Origin of the sequence: Glutamicibacter sp. NPDC087344 (genome assembly GCF_044744225.1) — a bacterium.
In the GTDB taxonomy this organism is placed as follows: Bacteria; Actinomycetota; Actinomycetes; order Actinomycetales; family Micrococcaceae; genus Glutamicibacter.
Map to the genome: position 1 here is coordinate 90,237 of NZ_JBIUXY010000001.1, position 21,424 is coordinate 111,660.

Consider the following 21,424-nt stretch of genomic DNA (forward strand, 5'->3'; position numbering starts at 1 on the left):
GATGTGTGCCGCATGGCAATGCCCCGCTGCCGGAAGCCGGCAACGGGGCATTGTCAGTGTGAGCGTGCTGCGCTCACCGTGGAACGTTGTTCCTTAGCCGTGGCGTCGGGTGCCGCGGCGAACCAGCAGCACCAGGGCGCCGATCAGTGCCAGGGCGCCGCCAGCGGCGATCAGCGGAACGCTGCTCGCACCGGTGTCAGCCAGTGGGTCGTCCTTCTTCGGCTGGTCCGTCTTCGGGTCCTTGGCATCGCTGGACTTGCTAGGCGAGTCGCTGGCGGATGCGGTTGGCTGGTCCGTGGCGGATTCCGAAGCCGAGGCGGATGGCTCCTCGGTGGAAGAGCTCGACTCGGTTGGGGTCGATGACTCGGTTGGATCCGTCGACTCGGTCGGAGTCGTCGGCTCGGTCGGCTCGGTCGGATCAGTCGAATCGGTCGGCTCAGTTGGAGTCGTAGGCTCGGTCGGCTCGGTCGGAGTCGTAGGCTCAGTTGGAGTCGTAGGCTCGGTCGGCTCGGTCGGAGTCGTAGGCTCAGTTGGAGTCGTAGGCTCAGTCGGCTCGGTCGGAGTCGTAGGCTCAGTCGGCTCGGTCGGAGTCGTAGGCTCAGTCGGCTCGGTCGGAGTCGTAGGCTCAGTTGGAGTCGTAGGCTCAGTCGGCTCGGTCGGAGTCGTAGGCTCAGTCGGAGTCGTCGGTTCAGTTGGAGTCGTCGGTTCAGTTGGAGTCGGGGTTGGCTCTGCCGCCACCACTACAACGTTGCCGGTAACCTGCTCGGACTTGTTGCGCCCATTGACCGCCTCCAGCGTGTAGTTGAACGTGCCTTCGGTCTGCGGGGCGCTGAAGCTGAAGTTCCCGGAGGAATCAACATTCACGGTGTCAACAACGTTGCCGTCGACGATCACGTTGACCTGGGTGCCGCTGCTGGCATCGGATACCGAGCCCTTGATTGCGGTACCTGGCTCAACCTCTGCGCCATTGGCCACCGAGGTCACCGCCGGGACGTTCACGAAGAACTTCACCTGGTAGCCGTCAATGTAGCCCTTGGACTGCACGTCGGACAGCGAGGTGTAGAAGGCGATGTCATCGGCGGTGTTCTCAGCACCGTCAGCACCGGCGCTGTTGGCGGAGTTCACGCCGATGGCGCGCGAGCCAACCAGTACGGCTCCACCGGAGTCGCCCTGGTCAAGAACGGTCTGCCCCGGGTTCTCGGCTACATAGCCCCAGATGGCACGCTGATCGTTGTTGTAACCGAAGACGAAGAACATGCCTTCGCCCAGGATTTCGGAGCAGCTCCAGCCAGTGGTGCGGCCCGAGGAACAAGCATTTGCGCCGACAACCGCCTTGGCGACACCGGTCACGTTGACCGATCCCTCACGCGGTCCGGCAGCCGGCCAATTCGACACAGCGGCCGGCAGGTTCAGCTCCGGGTTGATGTCATCGATCACCGCGACGTCGGTCCCGGGTTCGGTGTTCGCCAGGACTTCGTTCAGTTCCTCCTGGGTGAGACCCTCAAGGTCTTCCGCGGGGATACCCGAGTTGTTCGGCCCGCCGAACTGGCTGAATCCGAAGTTGCCCAGCGGGGCGCCGAGAGCATCAAGAGTATTCGGCTTGCTCTGCTCGGCAATGCCGATCACCTGGGTCTTACCGTCTTCGGCACAGTGGCCGGCGGTGATGATGGCGTCCGCCCCGCTCGGGGACCAGGCGTTAAAGCCTGCCGAGCAGACGGTGCTATTCGCCGAAGGCTGACCGGACTTGTCCATGAGGTAGCCCATGGAACCGAAGAAGTCGTTCGCGGCGGTGGTCTTGGCTGGGCCGGAACCCTCAACAAGTTCCACACCCTTGGCCTGCTCCACGAACTCTTCCAGGGTCAAGGACACCACTGCAGAAGACTTGCTCGGGCTTGCGCTGGCTTTGCGTTCTGCGCCGGCGGGACCGTCGGCGATGATCTGCAGGCCATCTTTGGTGTTCATGATCGCGGTCAAGCGCGAGAGCTCGCTTGGCTTGACGTTCTCAAGCACTTCTTCGTAGACGTCGGAGACGTTCCGGATTTTGCCGATCTCGGTGGTAATCGAAGCATTTTTGGCCGCGGAGGTTTCGACAACCTTCTTGGCCTTGGCTTCATCAGCCTTGCTGACCTTGATTTCGGCCTTGCCGTCTTCGACGCTGGCGGAAGCTTCGATGCCCTTGGCGGTCAACTTCTCGCGGAGTTCCGCGGCTTCTTCCGACACCTTGGACTCGGCGTTGAATTCTTCGACACTCTTGCCCAGGTCGCGCTGCACTGCTTCGCTCAGGCCTTCGGTCTGCACAGCACCTTCGGTAGCAGTAGCCGAAGAGCTTGCCGACTCAGAGGCCGACGCGCTCGGCGACTCGGCCGGAGCATCGTTAATTTCGGGCGCGGCGGCGGCAGGCATGAAGCTACCGCCGACCACAAGGGCCGTGGCTGCCACAGCAACGAAGCCTCGTTGCGCCGCTTTCGTATTCGGTTTTGGCATTAATGCTTCTCCCAATTTTATGGTGCGAGGGTTCTGGCATGTCCTGGTAGTTGCGGACATGTTGAAACTCAGTTTGTTACCAAAATGAAACCTTATCGGGGATGGCATGCCAGTTTCAAGCACCAGCTCCAGCGAAAGTATAAACACGGGATCGCATTACGCCTAGTCAAGTAGACTTCGTAAATTTTGCCCTGCACACACTTGGTGCACTAACTCAAAAAGTTGAAGATTCAGCTACTCTTTCTTCCGCCTAGTCAGCTTGGCGTAAGATGTATTTTTGCACAGAATCCGCTCAGCGTGCTGAGCAGATTCGAAAATGTCCGCAGAATTATCCAAAATTGATATTAACTGCAGCGTGTCGACTCAGGCTGTTTACCCTTGTGGAACCGCCCATGTGCGGGTTTGTTAACCTCTGTTTCGTTCTTGAGCTTTCAAGCGCGGCCACCGCCGAAAGCCGCGCAGACGCAGAAACACCCACGCACGAGTGCATCATGCGTGGGTGCGGGGGTGCGGCCGATAACTACGTTGCCGCATCCATGCCCTAGCGGATTTCGGTGCGTTGCTCCGATGGCCAGATGATGTTGGTGACGCGCCCGTTGATGCGATCGAGGCTGATCATGCCGCCTCCGCTGGCTCCCAGCAGGGATCGGGAGTCTTGCGATACCAAGCGGTGGTCCCCCATGACCCACACACGGCCTGCGGGTACTTCGGCCACGAAGTTCACCTCACTCGGTGCGTCACCCGGGTAGAGATAGGGTTCGTCAAGCGGCTGACCATTGACCGCCAGCTTGCCGTCCACGGTGCAGCATTCAACCGTGTCGCCGCCGATGCCGATCACCCGTTTAACGTAGGAGTTGGAGCTGCCCGAAAGCTTTAGGGCGCCGGTGAGGTCATCGAGTACCGTCGAACGGGCATAGGGAAGGAATGAGCCGCGGCCATCGAACACGATGACGTCCCCGCGTTGGGGATCGGAGTCTGTGTAGGCGCGCCGATCGACCGAGATCGACTGGCCCGGGTTCAGGGTGGGCTGCATTGAATCCGAGCGGATGCTGAACACGTCGACAAAAAATGCGCGGATGACGACCACGGCGATCAGTGCGCAGATGACGGCGAGAACAGCGAAGCGCCAGACCCAGTAAAAGGCCCGGCGCTTCGTGATTGCCGCTTCGGGGCGAGCAATCTGCTTCATCGAAGAACGCAGATTACTTCTTGCCGCTGAAGTCGCGCTTCTCGCGGATGCGAGCAGCCTTGCCGTGACGATCGCGCATGTAGTACAGCTTGGCGCGGCGCACATCGCCCTTGGACACAACCTCAATCTTGTCGATGATTGGGGAGTGAACTGGGAAGGTACGCTCGATGCCGGTGCCGAAGGAAACCTTGCGAACGGTGAAGGTCTCGCCTACGCCGTGGCCCTGACGGCCCATTACGTAGCCCTGGAAGACCTGAACACGGGAGTTCTTGCCTTCGATGATGTTGACGTGCACCTTCAGGGTGTCGCCAGGACCGAATGCAGGAACGTCGGAGCGCAGGCTGGCTGCGTTTACAGAGTCAAGAATATGCATGGTGCATCTCCTAGGATCAATGCCGCAGGTCACCGAATCCTCGTAGCGGGGCTCTTCGTGCGCCTTGCAAGGCGCCGAACTCCCCGGAACGTTTGCCATCGGCTGGCTTTAGCAACCGATGCGGCGGTTTTTGAAGTCCGGGATCCCCCTGCGGCAGGAATCGGACAAAACACACCAAGAATCAATTTTGCCATATAAACCGGCCGCAGGCGAACACCGCGGAGATCGTCGCCCGGGTGATGTTGCCCTCGTGAGGCGCGTTAGTCCGCCTCGGTCCCGGCGCCGGTGGCCCAGTCGAGCTGCGATTTGGGCAGGATTTCATCGTCGATGACCGCAAAACCGTTATGCCACAGGGCATCGCGGTCACGCCGGTTCAGAGACTGAACCTCCAGCTGGGAAATCAGGTCCGGACGCCGTTCGGCGGTGCGTTTGATCTGCTCATCCCGGCGATGGCGGGCGACGCGGTGATGATTTCCGCCGAGCAAAACCTCGGGCACCTCGCGGCCGCGCCACGAGGCTGGCTTGGTGTAAACCGGGTACTCCAGCAACACGTCGGAGTGCGATTCTTCAACCAGCGACTCGGGATTGCCGATGACACCCGGGATCAGCCGGGCGATGGCCTCCACCATCACCATCACCGCGACCTCGCCGCCGTTAAGCACATAGTCGCCGATGGACACCGGGATCACCGTGAAGTTCTCCTGCGCGTACTCGATGACCCGCTCGTCGATGCCCTCATAGCGGCCGCAGGCGAACACCAGGTGGTCTTCATCGGCCAGCTCGTAGGCCATCTGCTGGTTGAACACGGCACCGGCCGGCGAAGGAACGATGAGGATCGGCTTCTTCTCCACCGCCGCCTGCGAGCGAACCGCGTCCAGGGCCTGGCCCCAGGGTTCGGGCATCATCACCATGCCCGCGCCTCCGCCGTACGGGGTGTCGTCGACCTTGCGGTGCTTGTCCGTGGTGAAGTCGCGCAGGTTGGTGACATTCAGCTCAAGGATGCCGTCTTGGGCCGCGCGTCCGATCAGCGAGAGCCGCAACGGGTCCAGATACTCGGGGAAGATGGAGATGACATCCAGGCGCACTAGTTGCCCTCTCCCTCTGCGGCTGAGGAATCTTCGGTGTTCAGCTCGAGCAGACCGGCCGGAGGGGTGATTCGCAAGGTGCCGGCCTGTGTATCGATTTCGGGGACGAACTCGTCCACAAACGGCAGGTAGACCTCTTCACCGTCGGAGTTTTCAAAAACCAGCAGGTCCTGTGCGGGATTGGTGCGCAGCGCGGTCACCACACCCACCTGGACGCCGTTGTGGATCACCTTCAGGTCCTGCAGCTCGTGCTCGTACCACTCATCCGAGTCGTCTTCCGGCTCTTCACTCACCTCGATCTCGAGGCGGGATCCGCGCAGGGTCTCGGCGATGTTGCGATCCGTGATCTCCTCGAAGGACAGCAACAAGATGGCCTTGTTCCAGCGGGCGTTTTTGATGGTCAGCTCGCTCACCGGTCCATCGGTGACGTGCAGTACCTCGCCGGCAATGAAGCGTTCTTCGGGCGCGTCGGTAAGGACCTGGGCCGTGACTTCGCCACGGATGCCGTGGGGCTTGCCGATGCGGGCTACCTGCAATCGCATGTTCGCTGAACCTTTTCTTCGGTGGATGACTTCAGACGGGGAATAAAACTGGAATAAAACACTGAAGGAGCTCCCGCATGGTGGTGCGGAAACTCCTTCAATGATGAGGTTCAAACAACGTCGAACCCCTAAGATGTTCAGCCTCGGCGTCGATCCGTGTCGATCACATCAACACGAATCGGCTCCTTGGCCAACGCTGCCATCACGGTGCGCAGCGCCCGGGCAGTGCGTCCCTGACGACCGATCACACGACCAAGATCATCCGGATTCACACGTACTTCGAGCAGGTCGCCGCGGCGGGTGGACTTCAGGGCAACCTGAACATCCTCCGGTTCCTCGACAACCCCGCGTACCAAGTGGTCTAGCGCATCAACGAGCATGATTACTCAGCCTCGGTAGCTTCAGCCTCTGCCTCTTCGGCAGCTGGCTTTTCAGCCTTCTTGGTGATGGCTTCCTTGAGGATGACCGAGCCCTTGTCAGGAGCAACGAATGCTGGCTTAGGCTCGGCAACCTGGTAGGTGCCTTCCTGGCCATCGATGCCCTTGAACTTCTGCCAGTCACCGGTGATCTTCAGCAGAGCGTGTACCTGCTCGGTTGGCTGAGCGCCAACGGAAAGCCAGTACTGAGCGCGCTCCGAATCGATCTCGATGATCGAAGGGTGCTCGGTCGGGTGGTACTTGCCGATCTCCTCGATGGCACGGCCATCGCGCTTGGAGCGCGAGTCCATGACAACAACGCGGTAGAAAGGTGCGCGCATCTTACCGAAGCGCTTCAGACGAATCTTTACGGCCACTTTAGTGGTCTCCTGTTTCTCAACATGGTCGAACCAAGCGTTGTGCACCTGTGGGGCAGGCCTTACTAACTTGAGTTCTAAAAGGACAGGATTCGGAACGGAGAGAGGGTCCATAACAAATCGAGTACCCTGCAATTATGCCAGAGATTGCGGGCGCAAACCAATTGCTCAGCGCACCAGCGTGCCGGTGAAGCCAATGAGCTTGATCACTTACCGGGTGCGCCCGACTATTTACCGGTTGCTAGCCCTACCATTTATTGTATGACCGTTACTTCTGCACTGCTTGCCTTCGCCGTTGTTGCCGCATTGATGACCCTGGTTCCGGGTGTTGACACCGCGCTGATCCTGCGATCGGCCGTGACTCGAAGTCGGATTGATGCGTTGGTCGCAGCCCTGGGCATCTGTTCCGGGGTATTTGTGTGGGGCATCGTGGCCGCCGCCGGGGCCTCCGCGGTGCTGGCCGCCTCCCACCTGGCCTATCAACTGCTCACCTATGCCGGCGCGGCCTATTTGATCTTCCTGGGCGGGCAGATGATTTACCGTTCGCTGCGCCGAAAAGAAGTCGCCGCGACACAGGTGGTGGTTGCCACCAGCCGCTGGAAGGCCTTCGGCACCGGGCTCGTCACCAACCTGCTGAATCCGAAAATTGGCGTGTTCTACATCGCCGCCATTCCCCAGTTCACCCCGGCCGACGCCAACGCGTTGCTGATGGGTATTGCCCTGTCGACGGTGCATGTGGTGCTGACTCTCGCCTGGGCTGGTGTGCTGATCCTCGGAGCCAGCCTTGCCGGCAAATGGTTGAGCACCCCCAAGGCCGTGACGTGGATGGATCGGATTACCGGTACCGTGCTGGTCGGATCCGGCTTGAAGGTCGCGCTCTCCCGTCCCTAGCTGGCGCCATTCATTGGTCGGGCGGGGTCGGTTCAGCTGGTTTTAGGCAGCGGTGTACACCCGGTTTCTTTGCGGTATCTGCAGCGGGTCGAGGTGTTTGGGGAACAAGATGTGAGCCAGTCCCCCGATTTTAACCAGGGTCAGCAGGCCGGCGTGGATCGCCAGGTGATGCCGCCGGCACAGGCAGGACGCGTTGCGGCAGCTGGTTTTTCCGCCGTGCTCCCACCAGTCATCGTGGTGGTACTCGATCATTTCAGGCGGCGCGGTACAGCCGGGCACAATACATCCCCGGTCGCGGGCCAGGGCGGCGCGTTTGATCGCCTCGGTGAAGAAGCGTTGGGTTCGCCCCACATCCAGGGGTTGTCCATCGGGCCCGAAAATCACCCGGTAGATCGCTCCTTCGCAGATCAGCCTGCCGGTTTCGGCGGCATTCAGGGTTAGCCCGTGATCCGTGGTTGAACTCAGCCTCTCGGGGTGCCGCAAATCCTCCAACGACTCCAATTGAATATGGATTCCCACCCGGGGTGTGATGGTTTTGCGTCCGTTCGCCGCATTGCCCGCCATCAGGGCGGCAAGGAATGCGTTGAGCCGGCGTTGGGCCGGGGACACATCCGCATCGCCGCCAAGCTCGGGATCCTGGTCGCTGAAGTCGGTATGCCGCTGCCCGTCGGCGGCCTCTGCGGCCTCTTCGGCGGAATCTACAAACTCAAAATCTTGTTCAGTCTCGTCGCACAAGGTTTCTTGGGTTGCGTCGGCTTCGGCACGCCGCTGGTGAAGGTTGATTGTTTCCTCGGGCTCGGAATCGATGCCGGCCCACGGCGGGGCGGGGTCGGATGAGCTGAAAAGGTCGTCGTGCGCGGCCGTGTCCTGGGGTGGGGCTGCGTCCTGGTGCGAGGTATCGCCGCTCGCGGAATTTTGCGCTCCGTCATGAGTGGAGGTGCTCTTCGCGTTGCGTGCTGCCTTGCCGGCTTCGGTGCGCGGGTTATCAGCCTGGCCCAGGAGTGAGCGCAGCTGCTCGGCCTGCTCCCCCTTGGTGCGCACGTCGTAGCAGTCGACATCCCCGCGGGTCCCGCGGAAGAAGATCCCGGTGCTCGGCGACGTGTTTTTGCCGTGATCGGCACGGTACTCGGCGAAGAGCGCGGAGACAAGTTTTTCACTGGTGGTGCGGTTCGGTTCGCTCAGCGCGGCGAGGACGTGGTCTTGCATGAATGCGCCGTCGCGGTGCCGGGCGGTGGGCGGCAGCGGTGCCCCCTCGAAACAGGTGTCCGCCGGTTCGAGCTTGTCCAGCGCGCGGGCGGCCTGGATAATGCGACTCGGGTCGATGTTGCCGGGCGCGGTGTACAGCTGGGCGAGACGGGCCAGGCGCGGGGTGCGGGCGCTTCCATCCATGCCCCGGCGGGCGATGAGCAGGTGGGCCTCCTTCAGTCGCGCGGCGGCGCCATGGTAGTTCAAGCCCAGCCAGCTGGCGGTGAAATCCTCGGTGTTCTGGTAGTGCGCGCGGCCCGAATGCTGCTTCGGGGCGGCGGCGAGGTTCAACCGGGTGTAGGAGTTGGCGTCGTGGGCGGCGCGCAGGGCGCTGAGTTCTTGGTCTGCGAGCAGGTGAGCCCCGGTGGATTCCAGGTGAATCTGGCTGCGCAGCTGTTCGCGCTGGCAATAGTGGCTGACGTCTTCGACGAGCTGGGCATGGGCGGCGGCAACCCGCGGGTCATCCATGCCGCGCAGGACCTCGGAGAGTTTCACCAGCAGCGCGCAGCATGAAGCCATCACCTCAAGCACCACGGCGGCGGCGCCGCGCGGGATGCTCCCGGTGAAAACTTCGCGCAAGACCTGAAGTGCTGCGGCTAGCTGGTGAATACTCATGGACCCAGCTTGAGCGCCGTCCTGCATGAGGCGCCGCGGCGCACGACGAACTGTGGAGAAGTGTGAAACTTTTTTTAGCGGCGGCTTCGCCACGCGCCAAAACCCGGGTGCGAACCGTGACGGATCCGGAAAGCGGCTGAAATGGTTCTGTTACTTGTGAGTTTAGGCTAACCTTAGATTCTGTTGGCCTCTGCAACCATTGCCGTGCTCGGTGATGGCTGCGCCGCACCGGGCACTCGCCCCCTGCGCTCCTCAGACCTGTGAAAGCACGACACCATGCTCGGAAATTTTTTGATCGGCCTGCGCGAAGGGCTTGAAGCGGTACTCATTGTGGTCCTGCTGATCGCCTATCTCACCAAAACCGATCGCCGGAACCTGTTGCCCCGCATTTGGGCCGGCGTGGCGTTTGCGGTGGCGGTGTCGCTGGCATTCGGCGCGCTGCTGACCTTCGGCCCGCGGGGACTGACCTTTCAGGCGCAGGAGATCATCGGCGGCGGTTTGTCGATCATCGCCGCCGGCTTGGTGACCTGGATGATTTTTTGGATGGCCGGCGCCTCGAAAACGCTGAACCAGGATTTGAAAAACCAGGTCGACATGGCGGCCGACGGCTCGGTGTGGGGCCTGGTGCTGGTCGGCGCGCTGTCGGTGGGCCGCGAAGGGCTGGAGACCACGCTCTTCATCTGGGCCGCGGCCCGCAGCACCGGGGAAACCTGGCAGCCGCTGCTCGGGGCTCTGCTGGGGATCGTCTGCGCGATCGTGATCGGGATGCTTTTGCACCGCGGCATCGTGAAAATCAAGCTCTCCACATTTTTCGCCTGGACCGGGGCCGCGCTTGTGGTGGTCGCCGCCGGGGTGTTCTCCTACGGCATCCACGACCTGCAAGAGGCCGGGGTGCTGCCGGGGCTGAACAACCTGGCCTACGACGTCACCTCGGTGATCGCCCCGTCCGGCTGGCTGGGAACCGTGCTGCAGGGTGTGTTCAACTTCAATCCTTCCACCCCGTGGCTGGCGGCCATCGCCTGGTGGGCCTACCTGGTGCCGGTGATGTTTTTCTACCTGCGCAAAATCACCGCCGATTCGCGCGCGGCAAAGTCCGCTGCGGACAACAACTAACTGCTACTACCCCTTTAGGAATTACCTCGTGAAAAAGATCCTCGCACCTGCCGCGATGCTGGCTCTGGGCGCCTTGGCCCTGACCGGCTGCACCGATAACAACGCCGACGCGTCGGCCGACGGCGCCATCGACGTGGTTGCCACCGATGATTCGTGCACCGTGTCCACCGACACCGCGCCGGGTGGCACCTTGAAGTTCAACGTGAAAAACGACGGCACCAAAATCAACGAGTTCTACCTGCTGGCCGACGACGGCCTGCGCATCGTGGGCGAAGTGGAGAACGTGGGCCCCGGCGTGACCCGCGACTTGGTGGTGCTGGCCCCTGAGGGAAGCTACTTCGCCTCCTGCAAACCCGGCATGGTGGGCGACGGGATCCGTTCGGCCTTCACCGTGACCGCCGCAGCCGACGGCCAGGAAGTCTCCGCGGACCGCGCCACCATGCAGCGCACCGCCGCCACCCAGTACGCCGCCTATGTGAAGGACCAGACCGAGCAGCTGGTGCGCGGTACCCAGGAATTCGCCGACGCGTTCGCCGCCGGGGACGAGGCGAAGGCCAAGGAACTGTACGCGGCAACCCGTATGCACTGGGAACGCATCGAGCCGGTGGCCGAGTCCTTCGGCGACCTGGACCCGATCCTGGACGCCCGCGAGGCAGACCTGGCCGAGGGCGAGGAATTCACCGGCTGGCACCGCGCGGAGAAGGACCTCTGGGCCCCGTCGGGCTACACCAAGATGACCGGCAAAGAGCGCCAGGAGATCGCGGACGGCATGGTGGAAAACACCAAGGAGCTCTACGATCGCACCCAGGAATTGAGCTACACCCCGGATCAGCTGGCCAACGGCGCCAAGTCGCTGCTCGACGAGGTCGCCACCGGCAAGGTCACCGGCGAGGAAGAGACCTTCTCGCACACCGATTTGTGGGACTTCCAGGCGAATATGGAAGGCGCGAAAATCGCCTACCAGGACCTGCAGCCGCTGCTGGTGGGAACCGATGACGAGCTCGATGCGCAGCTGAAGGAGAACTTCGACTCGCTGCAGGCGCGCCTTGACCAGTATCGTGAAGGCGATGGCTTCAAGCTGTACACCGAGCTGAGCAAGGAGCAGGTCCAGGAGCTGTCGGCCGGGGTCGACGCGCTGTCCGAGCCGCTGTCCAAGCTGACCGCAGCAGTCATCAAGTAGCAGCCGCTGCCCGTGGGGCGCGGCCAGCGGCCGTGCCCAGCACCTTACCACCCGAGGAAGTATGACGTGTCCCGAGAACCTGCCGGTGAGAACAAACCCCGCCTGTCGCGCCGTGCGCTGCTGACGTCGGCGGGTGCCGGCGGCGCGGGCCTGGCCATCGGCGCGCTGGCCCACGCGGGCTTGCGCGAGGCGGCGAACTCCCGCGCGGCGGCCAATGTGGTCGACTTCTACGGCACCCATCAGGCCGGGATCACCACCGCGGCCCAGGACCGGATGCACATCGCCGTCTTCGACGTCATCACCGAGGACCGGGCCAAGCTGATCGCCCTGCTGGCGCAGTGGACCGCGGCGATCGCGGCGATGACCCAGGGGCGGCAGATTGGCTCCGAGGATCCGGCCTCCGGCTCCTACGACGCCCCGCCGGCGGACACCGGCGAGGCGATGGACCTGGACGCCGCGAATCTGAGTGTCACCGTGGGATTCGGGCGCAGCCTGTTTCTCACCGAGGCCGACGAACCCCGGTTCGCTCTGGCGGGCAAACTGCCCGAAGCGCTGATCACGCTCCCGCATTTTTCCGGCGACCAGATCGAGGCGCAGCGCAGCGGCGGGGACATCGTCGTCCAGGCCTGCGCGGATGATCCGCAGGTCGCGGTGCATGCAATCCGCAACCTCTCCCGCCTGGGCTTCGGCACGGTGCAGGTGCGGTGGAGCCAGATCGGATTCGGGCGCACCGCCAAAACCACCAAGGCGCAGGCCACCCCGCGCAACCTCTTCGGGTTCAAGGACGGCACCGCGAACCTGTTGGCCGATGACCAGGACCTGCTGAACCAGCATGTGTGGGTGGGGGCGGACTCGACCGACCAGCCGTGGATGGTGGGCGGCAGCTACATGGTCACCCGGCGGATCCGGATGCAGATTGAAACCTGGGACCGCTCGGCGCTACGTGAGCAGGAGAACGTGGTGGGCCGGGTGAAGTCCACCGGCGCGCCCTTATCCGGCGGCGAGGAGTTCAGCGCCCCGGATTTCACCATGGCGGGTTCCGCCGGCCCGGTCATCCCGGTTGACTCGCACGTTGCGGTGCTGCACCCCTCCAACCACCAGGGGGTGCAGATGCTGCGCCGGGGGTTTAATTACACCGATGGCTCCGACGTTTTGGGCCGGCTGGATGCGGGGCTGTTTTTTATCGCCTTCGTGATCGACGCACGCACCCACTTTGTGCCGTTGCAGACCGCCATGAGCACCAACGACGCGATGAGCGAATACCTGCGCAACACCTCCTCCGGCCTCTACGCGGTGCTGCCGGGCATCAGCGAAGGCCAGTATTTGGGCCAGCAGCTCTTCGAGTCCTGATCCCGCGGGAGGGCCGGCACCCATGCTGATCTACACTGGGCGCAACAACTCTTATGCGATGGAGGGCTCATGAACACGGTATTGCGGCAGCAGAAGATCACCATCATCGCCGGGGCGCGCACCGCGGTGGGCAGGTTCAACGGCATGTACAAGGACCTTGGGACCGCGCAGCTGGGATCGGCCGCGGTGCGCGAGGCCTTAGCTCGCAGCTCGCTGGCGCCTGCGGAGGTCGACGAGGTGATCATGGGCTGTATCGGGCAGGTAGGCCCGGAATCCTACAATGCGCGGCGGGTGGCATTGGGTGCGGGGTTGCCGCAACAAACCACGGCGTTTAACGTGAACCGGCTGTGCGGCAGCGGGTTGCAGGCAGTGTTCAGCGCCGCCCAATCGCTGGCTGTTGGCGCCACGCAGGTGGTGGTGGCCGGCGGGAACGAATCGATGACCAATATGCCGTACCTGGACTACTCGGGTGGGCAGGGGCGTTCCCTGGCCCCGCGCACCCTGCAGCACGGCACCCTGGCGATGCTGACCGACCCGTTCAGCAACCAGCACATGGGGACCACCGCGGATGCGGTGGCCGCACGGTACGGGGTTCCGCGCGAGGAGCAGGATGAGTTCGCCCTGGGCTCGCAGCGCCGCGCCGATACCGCCACGGCCCGGGAAGTGTTCACCCAAGAAATCCTCGGGGCTACCCTGATCGGCGGTGCGGCGGCGGATCGTGATGAGCACCCGCGACCGACCGTGAGCCGTGAATCCCTGGCGGGGCTGAAACCGGCGTTTTCCCCGGAGGGAACCGCAACCGCCGGGAACTCCTCCGGGGTGAACGACGGGGCCGCGGCCCTGGTGTTGGCCCGCGGCGAGTATGTGCGCGAGCGCGGTATGCCGGCGCTGGCCACGGTGGAGCATGTGGTGGTGACCGCCATGGAACCGGGGCTGATGGGCTACGCGCCAACCTTTGCGTTGCGCAAACTTTTCGCCGACACCGGCCTGGGGCCGGGTGACATCGACGTGTTCGAGCTGAACGAGGCCTTTGCCGCGCAGGCGGTCGCGGTGATCCGCGATGCGAAGCTGGAGGCGGAGAAGGTCAACCCCTACGGCGGAGCGATTGCGCTGGGTCATCCGGTGGGTGCGACCGGCGCCATCCTGGCCTTGCGGGCTGCCATGGACCTGGCGCGCCGGGACCTGGAATTCGCGGTGGTGAGCCTGTGCATCGGCGGCGGGCAGGGAATTGCGATGCTGCTCAAACGCGCGTGAGAAGCACACGCCTGGCCTAGAGTTTTCCCATTTTCTGGAGGTTTATCGCATCACAATGTTTACATCGTGGGTTTAAACTCATAGTATGAGTTAGCGAACGTGGCGGTGGTCACTTTTCAACCCTCATCCCTCCCCCAGATCGGAAACCTCATGTCTGATACAGCGATCCTGATCAATACCGCGGTGGCAGTGCTCGCCACCGTGGTGCTGATCGTGCGGTTCAAGGTGAACCCGGTGATCTCCCTGGTACTCGGCTCCCTCTACCTGGGCCTGTCCACCGGCCTGGGCGTCAGCAAAACCATCGAAACAATTACCGAAGGTTTCGGCGAGATCATGGTGGAGGTCGGCCTGCTGATCGCCTTTGGTGTGCTGATGGGCTCAATCCTGAACGATGTCGGCGCCATTCGCCGGCTGGTGGATCATCTGGTGAAGGTTTTCGGCCCCAAATATTTGCCCTACACCATGGCGTTGGCCATCGCCACGGCCCTGCAATCCATCTTCCTGGACGTGCTGCTGGTGATTTCCGCCCCGCTGGCGCGGCGGATGGCACCCAAGGTGGGCAAGCTCGGCACCGCACGGATGGCGGCGGCCATGGCCATCGCCCTTGAATGCGGCATCGTCTTCATGGTTCCCGGGGTCGCCTCCCTGGCGCTGGCCGGACTGCTGGGTGTGCCGCTGGGCAAGATGCTGATTTTCGGTTTCCTGGTGGTGGTGCCAACCGTGGTGATTTCCATCGCCATCATGTCCTTTTTGTTCAAACGCGGTTTCTGGAAGGCCAGCCGGGATGAGCAGAATGTTTTCGAGGAAGAGGATTTCCCCACCTCCCAGCCGCGGGTTGGCGCCCGGACGCCCACCGAGCCAGAAGGCCAGGGCGAGCCGGCCGGATCCGGCGTGGCGGTGGCCACCAGCACACGAACCCAGCGCGAAACTCCGTTGCTGATGCTTTTCGCTCCCCTGCTGCTCTCCCTGGCACTGATCGCCGGCGGGGCGATCGTGGAAATCCTGGAAGCCCACGTGCCGGCGCTGGAACTGCTTGGCGACCCGGTGGTCGCCCTGCTGATCGGCTTGATCGGCACCACCATTGTTGGCCGGTTTGCCATCGGCCAGCAGGGGGTTGAAAACGCCATCGCCACGGGATTCAAGGAAAGCGGCCAGATCCTGTTGCTGACCGGTGTGGGCGGTTCGCTGGCCGCCACGGTCGCGGCGGCCGGGCTGGGCGATATCCTGGGTGGATTTTTCTCCGCCAGCGCGGTCGCACCGCTGGTAGTGGTGTGGGCGATTGCCGCGGTGCTGCACATCGCGGTCGGGTCGGTCACCCTCTCCGCCATTACCGCCGCCGGGATGCTCGCCCCCATCGCTCCGGTGCTGGGACTTGATCCGATCCTGATCGCGCTGGCCGCCGGCGCCGGCTCGCTGTTCATGGTCCACGTCACCTCCAATACCTTCTGGTTGCTGCAGACGCTGCTGGGACAAACCGTGCGAGGCGCGCTGAAAACAGTGTCCTTCGGCGTCTCGGTCGCTTCCGTGGTGGCCCTGGGAATGGTGCTCACGCTGAGCATCTTCCTCTAAACCGTATTCTTCTCACCTCACGAAAGGTCAACATCATGAGTACTGCCAACATTGCGCCGCTGCACGGGGTCCGGGTGCTGGAGCTGGGCAACTACATCGCCGCGCCCACCGCCGGACGCCTGCTGGCTGACTTCGGCGCGGAGGTGATCAAGATCGAACGCCCCGGCACCGGGGATGAGCTGCGCAATTGGCGGCTGAAAAAGGGCTCGGTCTCCATGCTCTACCGCACCATCAACCGCAACAAAAAATCCGTGGTGCTGGATCTGCGCAGTGCCGCCGGACGCGCGGCGGTGCTGGAACTGGTCAAGCACTGCGACGTGCTGCTGGAGAACTTCCGCCCCGGCACCCTGGAGAAATGGGGGCTGGGCCCCGAGGTGCTCAACGAGGTGAACCCCGATTTGATCATCACCCGCATCTCCGCCTTCGGGCAGACCGGACCGCTGGCTCAGCGTCCGGGATTCGCCGCCGTCGCAGAGGCATTCAGCGGTTTCCGCAACCTGGTGGGAGACCCGGACCGTCCCCCGGTGCGGGTGGGGGTGTCGATCGGCGATTCGATTGCCGGACTGTATGCGGCCTTCGGCGCGGTGATGTCCCTGTTCCAGCGCGAAACGCTGCGCGGTGCGGCGGCGAAGATCCCGCTGAATCGGCGGATCATCGACGTGGCGCTGCACGAGGCGATGTTCTCCATGATGGAATCGCTGATCCCGGACCACGACGCCTACGGCGATGACCGGCAGCGCACCGGCGGGCGCATGGAAGGGATCGCCCCGTCCAACGCGTATGTCTGCGCCGACGGGGCGAGCATCGTGGTGGCCGGCAACGGGGACGCGATTTACCGGCGCTACATGCAGGCCATCGGGCGCCCGGAGCTGGGCACCGATGAAAACCTGCAGACCAATGCGCAACGCTGGGAGGCCCGCGAGCTGCTTGATGCGGCCATCGGCGACTGGGCCGCCACCCTACCGGCCGCCGAAGCCCTGGACCTGCTGGAAGAGGCCGGAGTCCCGGCCGGCCCCATCTACACCGCGGCGGATATCGGCGCCGAGCCGCAATACGCGGCCCGGAACATGATCCAGAAGCTGCCGGTCTCAACCGGTGACGAGGTGCTTGAGGACGTGAGTTTCCCGGGCATCGTCCCGGTGCTCGGCGGCACCTCGCTGCCCATCCGGTCCCTGGGCCCGGACCTGGGCGAGCACACCCAAGAAATCCTCGGCGGGCTGCTGGGCATGGATGCCGCCGCCATCTCCGCCGCTTCAACCCCCGCAATCTCGAACACCGAAGGAACCCTGGTATGAACACCGCTGACACCGCACCCGTGATCCTGCGAGATGTCACCCTGCGCGACGGCCTGCAACTGACCGGCAAACTGCTGAGCACCGAACGCAAGGTCGCGGTGGTGCGCGAGCTTATCAGGCTGGGGGTCCCGGAGATCGAACTGGGTTCCATGGCCCGGGCCGATCTGGTGCCTCCCATGGCCAACACCTTGGAGGTGGCCGCGGCGCTGACCGAGCAGGAGCTTGAACGCTGCTGGGTGTGGGTGGCCACCCCGGGGCATGTGGCCAAGGCCGCCGCCGCGGGCCTGCGCAACTTCCAGTATTGCCTCTCCGCCTCGGATCAGCACAACCAGGCGAACATCGGGCGCAGCACCGAGGCAAGCCTGGCCGCCCTGCCCGAAGCGGTGCGCTACACCCAACAGGTCAACGGCAAGATCCAGCTGTGCCTGGCCACCAGCTTCACCTGCCCCTTTGACGGTCCGGTGCCCGAGGAACGGATCCTTGCCATCGCCAATGACCCGCGGGCGGCCGGAACCTGCGACATCGTCATCTGCGACACCCTGGGCCAGGCCTACCCGGCGCAGGTCGGCTCGCTGATCAGCCGGGTGCGCGCCGAAACTCCCGCGCGGCGCATCGTGTACCACGGGCATGACACCTGGGGTTTGGGGGTGGCCAACACCTTGGCCGCGATCGCCTCCGGGGCCGCGGTGGTCGACGGGGCGCTGGGCGGACTGGGCGGCTGTCCGTTCGCCCCCGGCGCCAGCGGCAACACCTCCACCGAGGACATCCTTTTCGCCACCCGCCCCAACTGGCTGAACCCGCAGGTTTTCGCCGCCCTGGTGCAGCTCTCCGAATCCCTGCTGGGCGAACTGGGTGAACCGAACCGCTCGAAGTCGGCCCAGGGCGCCCGGTCCAAGGCGCAGGCCTTTGAATGGGTCATCAACTCCGCGCAGAGCCCTGCCTGCGAGCCGAGCCTGTGAGCCGCCCCACGATCCTGTGCACCGCTCAGCTGCCGGAACCGGCGGGAAGCTTATTGACCCGCGAGGCGCAGCTGTGTGTTCCTGCCACGCCGCCGAGTTACCCGGAACTGGCCGAGCTGTGCGCCAGCGGCAGCTACGACGTGGTGATCACCCAGCTGCGCGACCGGATAGACGCACCGCTGCTGGCCCGGGCCAACATCAAGGGGATCGCCAACTACGCGGTGGGTTACAACAACATCGATGTGGCGGCGGCAACCAGCGCCGGAATCCAGGTGGCCAACACCCCCGGGGTGCTCACCGACGCCACCGCGGATATCGCCCTGCTGCTGATCCTGGGCACCGCACGCCGGGTCATCGAGGCCGATGCGCTGGTGCGCACCGGCGGATTCACCGGTTGGGCGCCGCAGCTGATGCTTGGTTCCGATGTCTCCGGAAAGGTCCTTGGTTTGGCCGGGTTCGGGCGGATTGCCCGCGCCACCGCGCGCCGCGCCCTGGCTTTCGGCATGCGGGTGATTTTTGCCCCGCGCCCGCCTGGCGATCGGGTGGTCGGTGAGCAGGAACTTGGCGAGTTCGCCGGCCGGGTGCAGCAGGTGTCCTGGGAGCAGCTGGTGGCGGACAGCGATTTTCTCTCGCTGCATGTGCCGCTGACCGAGCAAACCCGTCACCTGGTTGATGAAGCGGTGCTGCGAGCGATGAAATCAAGCGCGATTCTGGTGAACACCGCGCGCGGTCCGATTCTCCAGGAAAGCGCCCTGGTGCGGGCCCTGAACGAAGGCTGGATCGCCGGGGCCGGGCTGGATGTGTACGAGGACGAGCCGGCCCTCGCCCCCGGGCTGGCCGAATTGCCCAACACCGTGCTGCTGCCCCATGTCGGCAGCGCCACCGTCGAGGTGCGCGCCGAAATGGCCCGGCTCAGCGCCCTGAACGCACTGGCCATGGCCCGCGGGAACACCCCGCCGCACCCCGTGCTGCCTTAGGCCGGGGTTGGATTAGACCGGAGTTGGGTTATACCGAGGGGCGCAGGGATTCGCCGGGGAAACGGCCGCCGATCAGGCGCGTCATTTGCTCGGCGGTTTCCAGCAGCGGTTCGATCCAGCCCTCGCACACCGAACGGGGCATCCGCAGGCTCGGCCCGCTGATGGTCACCGCCGCCACCAGCGAGGCCGCCGAGTCGAACACCGGTGCCGAGAGGCCCGAGGCCCCGGATTCACGTTCCCCGGTGGTGATCGCCATTCCGTCGGCGCGGGTCTGGGCGGCCGCCAATCGCAGGTCATCCGCCGTGGTGATCGTGGTGGTGGTCAGCGATTCCAGGTCGGAGGCCAGGATTTCCTCCAGCAGGGCGGGGTTCCAGGCCAGCAGGACCCGGCCGGCGGACCCGGCATGCAGCGGCGCGAGCTTTCCCAGGTGCATCTCGCGGCGCAGCATGTGCCGGGTTTCGGCGATCCCGACACACACCCGCAGGTGCTGTTCGGCACGGAACAGGCACGTGGTCTCCCCCGTGAGGTCGCGCAGGTTGGCCAGCAGCGGGCTGATGACGTCAAGTACTTCTTTGCCGCGGGTGGCCGGAGCGGCCCAATATGCCATTTTCATGCCGATCCGGTATCCGTCGCCCTCACGGTCCAGGAAACCCTGGCCCACCAGATTGGCCACCAGACGTTGAACCGTTGAGGTGGGCAGGGTGGTGGCCTCGCGGATGTCTGCCAGGGTCAAAACCGGTTCACGCAGAGAGAAGGAATCAAGGATTGAGCTGATTTTTCCCAGCACCAACAGGGAATTGTTGTTTGTGGTTCCGGTTTCGGTCTTCGACATAAAACCGAGATTATTCCATGGGCGTTCGGCCCGTCCACCGCAGGCGGCGGGTTTCCGCGCATAGCGTCACGTTAGTGCGGTTTCACGCTACTGCAAGGCGGAGGTCAGCCGGGCCAGCGAGTTCAGGATTTTTTCGCGCCACGGGCGGTGCGGCCAGGCCTTCGGATCGATGGGGGTGCTGAGATTGCGGTATCCGTCCTCCACCTTGCGCATTTCGGCGACAAACCCCTCGCCGCGCACCAGCAGGGACACCTCCATGTTCAGGCTGAAGGAGCGGATATCCATGTTGCTGGAGCCGATCACCGCGACCTGATCGTCAATGGAGAAGTGTTTCGAGTGCAGCACGGTGGGCGAGGGGTACTGGTAGATCTTCACCCCCGCGGAAAGCAGGCTTGTGTAATAGGAGCGTTGTGCGTGATACACCATCGCCTGGTCGGCGACCTCGGAGACAAAAAGTTCAACGTCCAGCCCGCGGGATGCCGCGGTCACGATGGCTTGCAAGGTGGCCTCGTCCGGGACGAAGTACGGGCTGGTGATGCTGACCCGCCGCTGGGCGCTGTGGATCAGCGACACAAAAAGCTTGAGGTTGTTGTCGTTCTCAAAACTTGGGCCGCTGGGGATCACCTGGGCGTCGAGCTCGTGGACGGTTCGCGACTGGTGTTCGCTGGGTGTTTCATGGTGAATGCTCGCCTGGCGGGCGCGGTATTTCTCCCCTTCGAGCAGTTCACCGGTTTCGCTGTACCAGTCGGTGAGGAACACCGCGTCCAGCTCGCTGACGATCGGCCCTTCCAGGCGAACCATCAGTTCCTTCCAGTGCAACCCCCGGCGCAGGTTGCCGGGTTTCAGGTAGGTTGAATCGATCAGGTTCTGCGAGCCGGTGAAGCCGACCTCGCCGTCGACTATCAGCAGTTTGCGGTGGTTGCGGAAATCCGGTCGGCGCCAGTGGCCCTTGAGCGGTTTCAGCGGAAGCATGTGCTGCCACTGGACCCCAAACCGGTCCAATTCTTCGATGGTTTCCTTGCGTCGCGGCAAGGTCAGCGAGGCCAGGTGGTCGAAAAGCACCCGAACCTGCACCCCGCGGGCCACCGCGCGGCCCAAGGCGGCGAATAGCTCGCCGGTTGTCTCGTCGTTGACAAGGATGTAGAACTCCACATGGACAAAACTCCGGGCCTTGTCAACGGAGCGGACCATGGACGCCAGCGACTGCTTGTAGCCTCCGATCAGGGTGGCGGAGGTTCCCGAAACCATGGCCAGGGCCCCGAGTTTTTCGTTCATTGCCACGGTGGGGATCAGCCACTGCGGCGAATCAAAGCGGGCGCGGTGGGCATTGATCCCGGAAGCTGCATGCATCAGCTCGTTGACCTTGAGTTGCTTCTCCCGGCGGTGGCGGGGCAAACGGCCAAAACCGATCAGGAAAAACGCGATTGCTCCCAGATAGGGAATAAAAATGATCGCCATGATCCAGGCAATGGCGGTGGCAGGTTTGCGCCTGGCCGAAATCACAATCGCGGCGGTGATGCCGATGATCAGGTGCAGGATCAGTAGAACCACGCCGGTGATGTCAGCTGTACTCAAAACACTGCCTCTCGAATCCATGGTGCGCAGCCGGTCAGGGCCGCGAAGGCCGAATGCGGCCCTGTAGGAAATCCTATGTTCAAGAGCGCGCTTTCCCTCCGAT

General features: G+C 63.7%; 19 protein-coding genes. 9 read left to right on the forward strand and 10 right to left on the reverse strand.

Translation table 11 applies throughout. The features are described from left to right. Positions 1–93 precede the first annotated feature (93 nt). The 7 genes from ACIOWL_RS00475 to rpsP all read right to left on the reverse strand — a co-directional run bounded on the left by ACIOWL_RS00475 (position 94) and on the right by rpsP (position 6,466). Positions 94–2,484 (reverse strand): trypsin-like serine protease, encoded by a 2,391-nt coding sequence (locus ACIOWL_RS00475; protein WP_400380302.1) that lies wholly within the window; start codon positions 2,482–2,484, stop codon positions 94–96. A gap of 541 nt (positions 2,485–3,025) precedes the next feature. After that, positions 3,026–3,673: a signal peptidase I gene (lepB, locus tag ACIOWL_RS00480; RefSeq protein ID WP_400380305.1), complete on the reverse strand. Its 648-nt coding sequence runs from the start codon at positions 3,671–3,673 to the stop codon at positions 3,026–3,028. Positions 3,674–3,686: 13 nt separating this feature from the next. Beyond that, the gene (gene rplS, locus ACIOWL_RS00485; protein ID WP_400380307.1) at positions 3,687–4,046 is read right to left on the reverse strand and encodes a 50S ribosomal protein L19; all 360 of its coding nucleotides are present in this window, start codon (positions 4,044–4,046) and stop codon (positions 3,687–3,689) included. A gap of 260 nt (positions 4,047–4,306) precedes the next feature. Continuing rightward, a complete protein-coding gene (gene trmD, locus ACIOWL_RS00490) occupies positions 4,307–5,131 on the reverse strand; it encodes a tRNA (guanosine(37)-N1)-methyltransferase TrmD (RefSeq protein WP_400380310.1) in 825 nt (274 codons plus the stop codon). Continuing rightward, positions 5,131–5,673, reverse strand: coding sequence for a ribosome maturation factor RimM (rimM, locus tag ACIOWL_RS00495; RefSeq protein ID WP_400380313.1), 543 nt, complete (start codon positions 5,671–5,673; stop codon positions 5,131–5,133). Before rimM ends, trmD begins: the two co-directional genes overlap by 1 nt. A 137-nt stretch (positions 5,674–5,810) precedes the next feature. Next, the gene (locus ACIOWL_RS00500) at positions 5,811–6,053 is read right to left on the reverse strand and encodes an RNA-binding protein (RefSeq protein WP_047118965.1); all 243 of its coding nucleotides are present in this window, start codon (positions 6,051–6,053) and stop codon (positions 5,811–5,813) included. Positions 6,054–6,055: 2 nt separating this feature from the next. Beyond that, entirely contained in the window at positions 6,056–6,466 is a 411-nt protein-coding gene (gene rpsP / locus ACIOWL_RS00505; RefSeq protein WP_400380317.1) for a 30S ribosomal protein S16, read from the reverse strand. 261 nt (positions 6,467–6,727) lie between these two features. Between rpsP and ACIOWL_RS00510 the strand changes: the two genes are divergently transcribed. Beyond that, entirely contained in the window at positions 6,728–7,357 is a 630-nt protein-coding gene (locus ACIOWL_RS00510) for a LysE family translocator (RefSeq protein ID WP_400380320.1), read from the forward strand. Between the two features lie 42 nt (positions 7,358–7,399). On the opposite strand, the gene ACIOWL_RS00515 is transcribed toward ACIOWL_RS00510, so the two are convergent. Continuing rightward, positions 7,400–9,217, reverse strand: coding sequence for a DUF222 domain-containing protein (locus ACIOWL_RS00515; protein ID WP_400380322.1), 1,818 nt, complete (start codon positions 9,215–9,217; stop codon positions 7,400–7,402). A 276-nt stretch (positions 9,218–9,493) separates the two neighbouring features. Between ACIOWL_RS00515 and efeU the strand changes: the two genes are divergently transcribed. From efeU to ACIOWL_RS00555, 8 genes are all read left to right on the forward strand, one after another. Beyond that, on the forward strand, positions 9,494–10,330 hold the full coding sequence (efeU, locus tag ACIOWL_RS00520) for an iron uptake transporter permease EfeU (protein WP_400380324.1): 837 nt from the start codon (positions 9,494–9,496) through the stop codon (positions 10,328–10,330). Between the two features lie 28 nt (positions 10,331–10,358). Next, positions 10,359–11,510 carry an iron uptake system protein EfeO gene (efeO, locus tag ACIOWL_RS00525; protein WP_400380327.1) on the forward strand — a complete coding sequence of 384 codons (1,152 nt, stop codon included), beginning with the start codon at positions 10,359–10,361 and terminating at the stop codon, positions 11,508–11,510. Between the two features lie 66 nt (positions 11,511–11,576). After that, positions 11,577–12,860, forward strand: a complete 1,284-nt coding sequence (gene efeB, locus ACIOWL_RS00530; protein WP_400380330.1) for an iron uptake transporter deferrochelatase/peroxidase subunit — start codon at positions 11,577–11,579, stop codon at positions 12,858–12,860. Between the two features lie 69 nt (positions 12,861–12,929). Continuing rightward, on the forward strand, positions 12,930–14,114 hold the full coding sequence (locus ACIOWL_RS00535; RefSeq protein WP_400380332.1) for a thiolase family protein: 1,185 nt from the start codon (positions 12,930–12,932) through the stop codon (positions 14,112–14,114). Positions 14,115–14,264: 150 nt separating this feature from the next. Beyond that, positions 14,265–15,683, forward strand: a complete 1,419-nt coding sequence (locus tag ACIOWL_RS00540; protein ID WP_400380335.1) for a GntP family permease — start codon at positions 14,265–14,267, stop codon at positions 15,681–15,683. 35 nt (positions 15,684–15,718) lie between these two features. Beyond that, on the forward strand, positions 15,719–16,978 hold the full coding sequence (locus ACIOWL_RS00545; RefSeq protein WP_400380338.1) for a CaiB/BaiF CoA transferase family protein: 1,260 nt from the start codon (positions 15,719–15,721) through the stop codon (positions 16,976–16,978). Next, a complete protein-coding gene (locus ACIOWL_RS00550; RefSeq protein WP_400380341.1) occupies positions 16,975–17,937 on the forward strand; it encodes a hydroxymethylglutaryl-CoA lyase in 963 nt (320 codons plus the stop codon). Before ACIOWL_RS00545 ends, ACIOWL_RS00550 begins: the two co-directional genes overlap by 4 nt. Further along, positions 17,889–18,914, forward strand: coding sequence for a 2-hydroxyacid dehydrogenase (locus ACIOWL_RS00555; protein ID WP_400380344.1), 1,026 nt, complete (start codon positions 17,889–17,891; stop codon positions 18,912–18,914). Before ACIOWL_RS00550 ends, ACIOWL_RS00555 begins: the two co-directional genes overlap by 49 nt. A 28-nt stretch (positions 18,915–18,942) precedes the next feature. Here ACIOWL_RS00555 and ACIOWL_RS00560 read toward each other — a convergent pair whose 3' ends face one another. Both ACIOWL_RS00560 and cls read right to left on the reverse strand, forming a co-directional pair. After that, on the reverse strand, positions 18,943–19,746 hold the full coding sequence (locus ACIOWL_RS00560) for an IclR family transcriptional regulator (protein WP_400380347.1): 804 nt from the start codon (positions 19,744–19,746) through the stop codon (positions 18,943–18,945). A gap of 87 nt (positions 19,747–19,833) precedes the next feature. Continuing rightward, positions 19,834–21,342 carry a cardiolipin synthase gene (gene cls / locus ACIOWL_RS00565; protein WP_400380349.1) on the reverse strand — a complete coding sequence of 503 codons (1,509 nt, stop codon included), beginning with the start codon at positions 21,340–21,342 and terminating at the stop codon, positions 19,834–19,836. Positions 21,343–21,424 lie beyond the last annotated feature (82 nt).

Excerpts from the sequence above, each read along its gene's own strand:
- ACIOWL_RS00475 (WP_400380302.1), bottom strand. The coding sequence starts at position 2,484 with ATGCCAAAACCGAATACGAAAGCGGCGCAACGAGGCTTCGTTGCTGTG.
- lepB (WP_400380305.1), bottom strand. The coding sequence starts at position 3,673 with ATGAAGCAGATTGCTCGCCCCGAAGCGGCAATCACGAAGCGCCGGGCC.
- rplS (WP_400380307.1), bottom strand. The coding sequence starts at position 4,046 with ATGCATATTCTTGACTCTGTAAACGCAGCCAGCCTGCGCTCCGACGTT.
- rimM (WP_400380313.1), bottom strand. The coding sequence starts at position 5,673 with ATGCGATTGCAGGTAGCCCGCATCGGCAAGCCCCACGGCATCCGTGGC.
- ACIOWL_RS00500 (WP_047118965.1), bottom strand. The coding sequence starts at position 6,053 with ATGCTCGTTGATGCGCTAGACCACTTGGTACGCGGGGTTGTCGAGGAA.
- ACIOWL_RS00510 (WP_400380320.1), top strand. The coding sequence starts at position 6,728 with ATGACCGTTACTTCTGCACTGCTTGCCTTCGCCGTTGTTGCCGCATTG.
- ACIOWL_RS00515 (WP_400380322.1), bottom strand. The coding sequence starts at position 9,217 with ATGAGTATTCACCAGCTAGCCGCAGCACTTCAGGTCTTGCGCGAAGTT.
- efeU (WP_400380324.1), top strand. The coding sequence starts at position 9,494 with ATGCTCGGAAATTTTTTGATCGGCCTGCGCGAAGGGCTTGAAGCGGTA.
- ACIOWL_RS00535 (WP_400380332.1), top strand. The coding sequence starts at position 12,930 with ATGAACACGGTATTGCGGCAGCAGAAGATCACCATCATCGCCGGGGCG.
- ACIOWL_RS00540 (WP_400380335.1), top strand. The coding sequence starts at position 14,265 with ATGTCTGATACAGCGATCCTGATCAATACCGCGGTGGCAGTGCTCGCC.
- ACIOWL_RS00545 (WP_400380338.1), top strand. The coding sequence starts at position 15,719 with ATGAGTACTGCCAACATTGCGCCGCTGCACGGGGTCCGGGTGCTGGAG.
- ACIOWL_RS00550 (WP_400380341.1), top strand. The coding sequence starts at position 16,975 with ATGAACACCGCTGACACCGCACCCGTGATCCTGCGAGATGTCACCCTG.
- ACIOWL_RS00555 (WP_400380344.1), top strand. The coding sequence starts at position 17,889 with ATGGGTCATCAACTCCGCGCAGAGCCCTGCCTGCGAGCCGAGCCTGTG.
- ACIOWL_RS00560 (WP_400380347.1), bottom strand. The coding sequence starts at position 19,746 with ATGTCGAAGACCGAAACCGGAACCACAAACAACAATTCCCTGTTGGTG.
- cls (WP_400380349.1), bottom strand. The coding sequence starts at position 21,342 with ATGGATTCGAGAGGCAGTGTTTTGAGTACAGCTGACATCACCGGCGTG.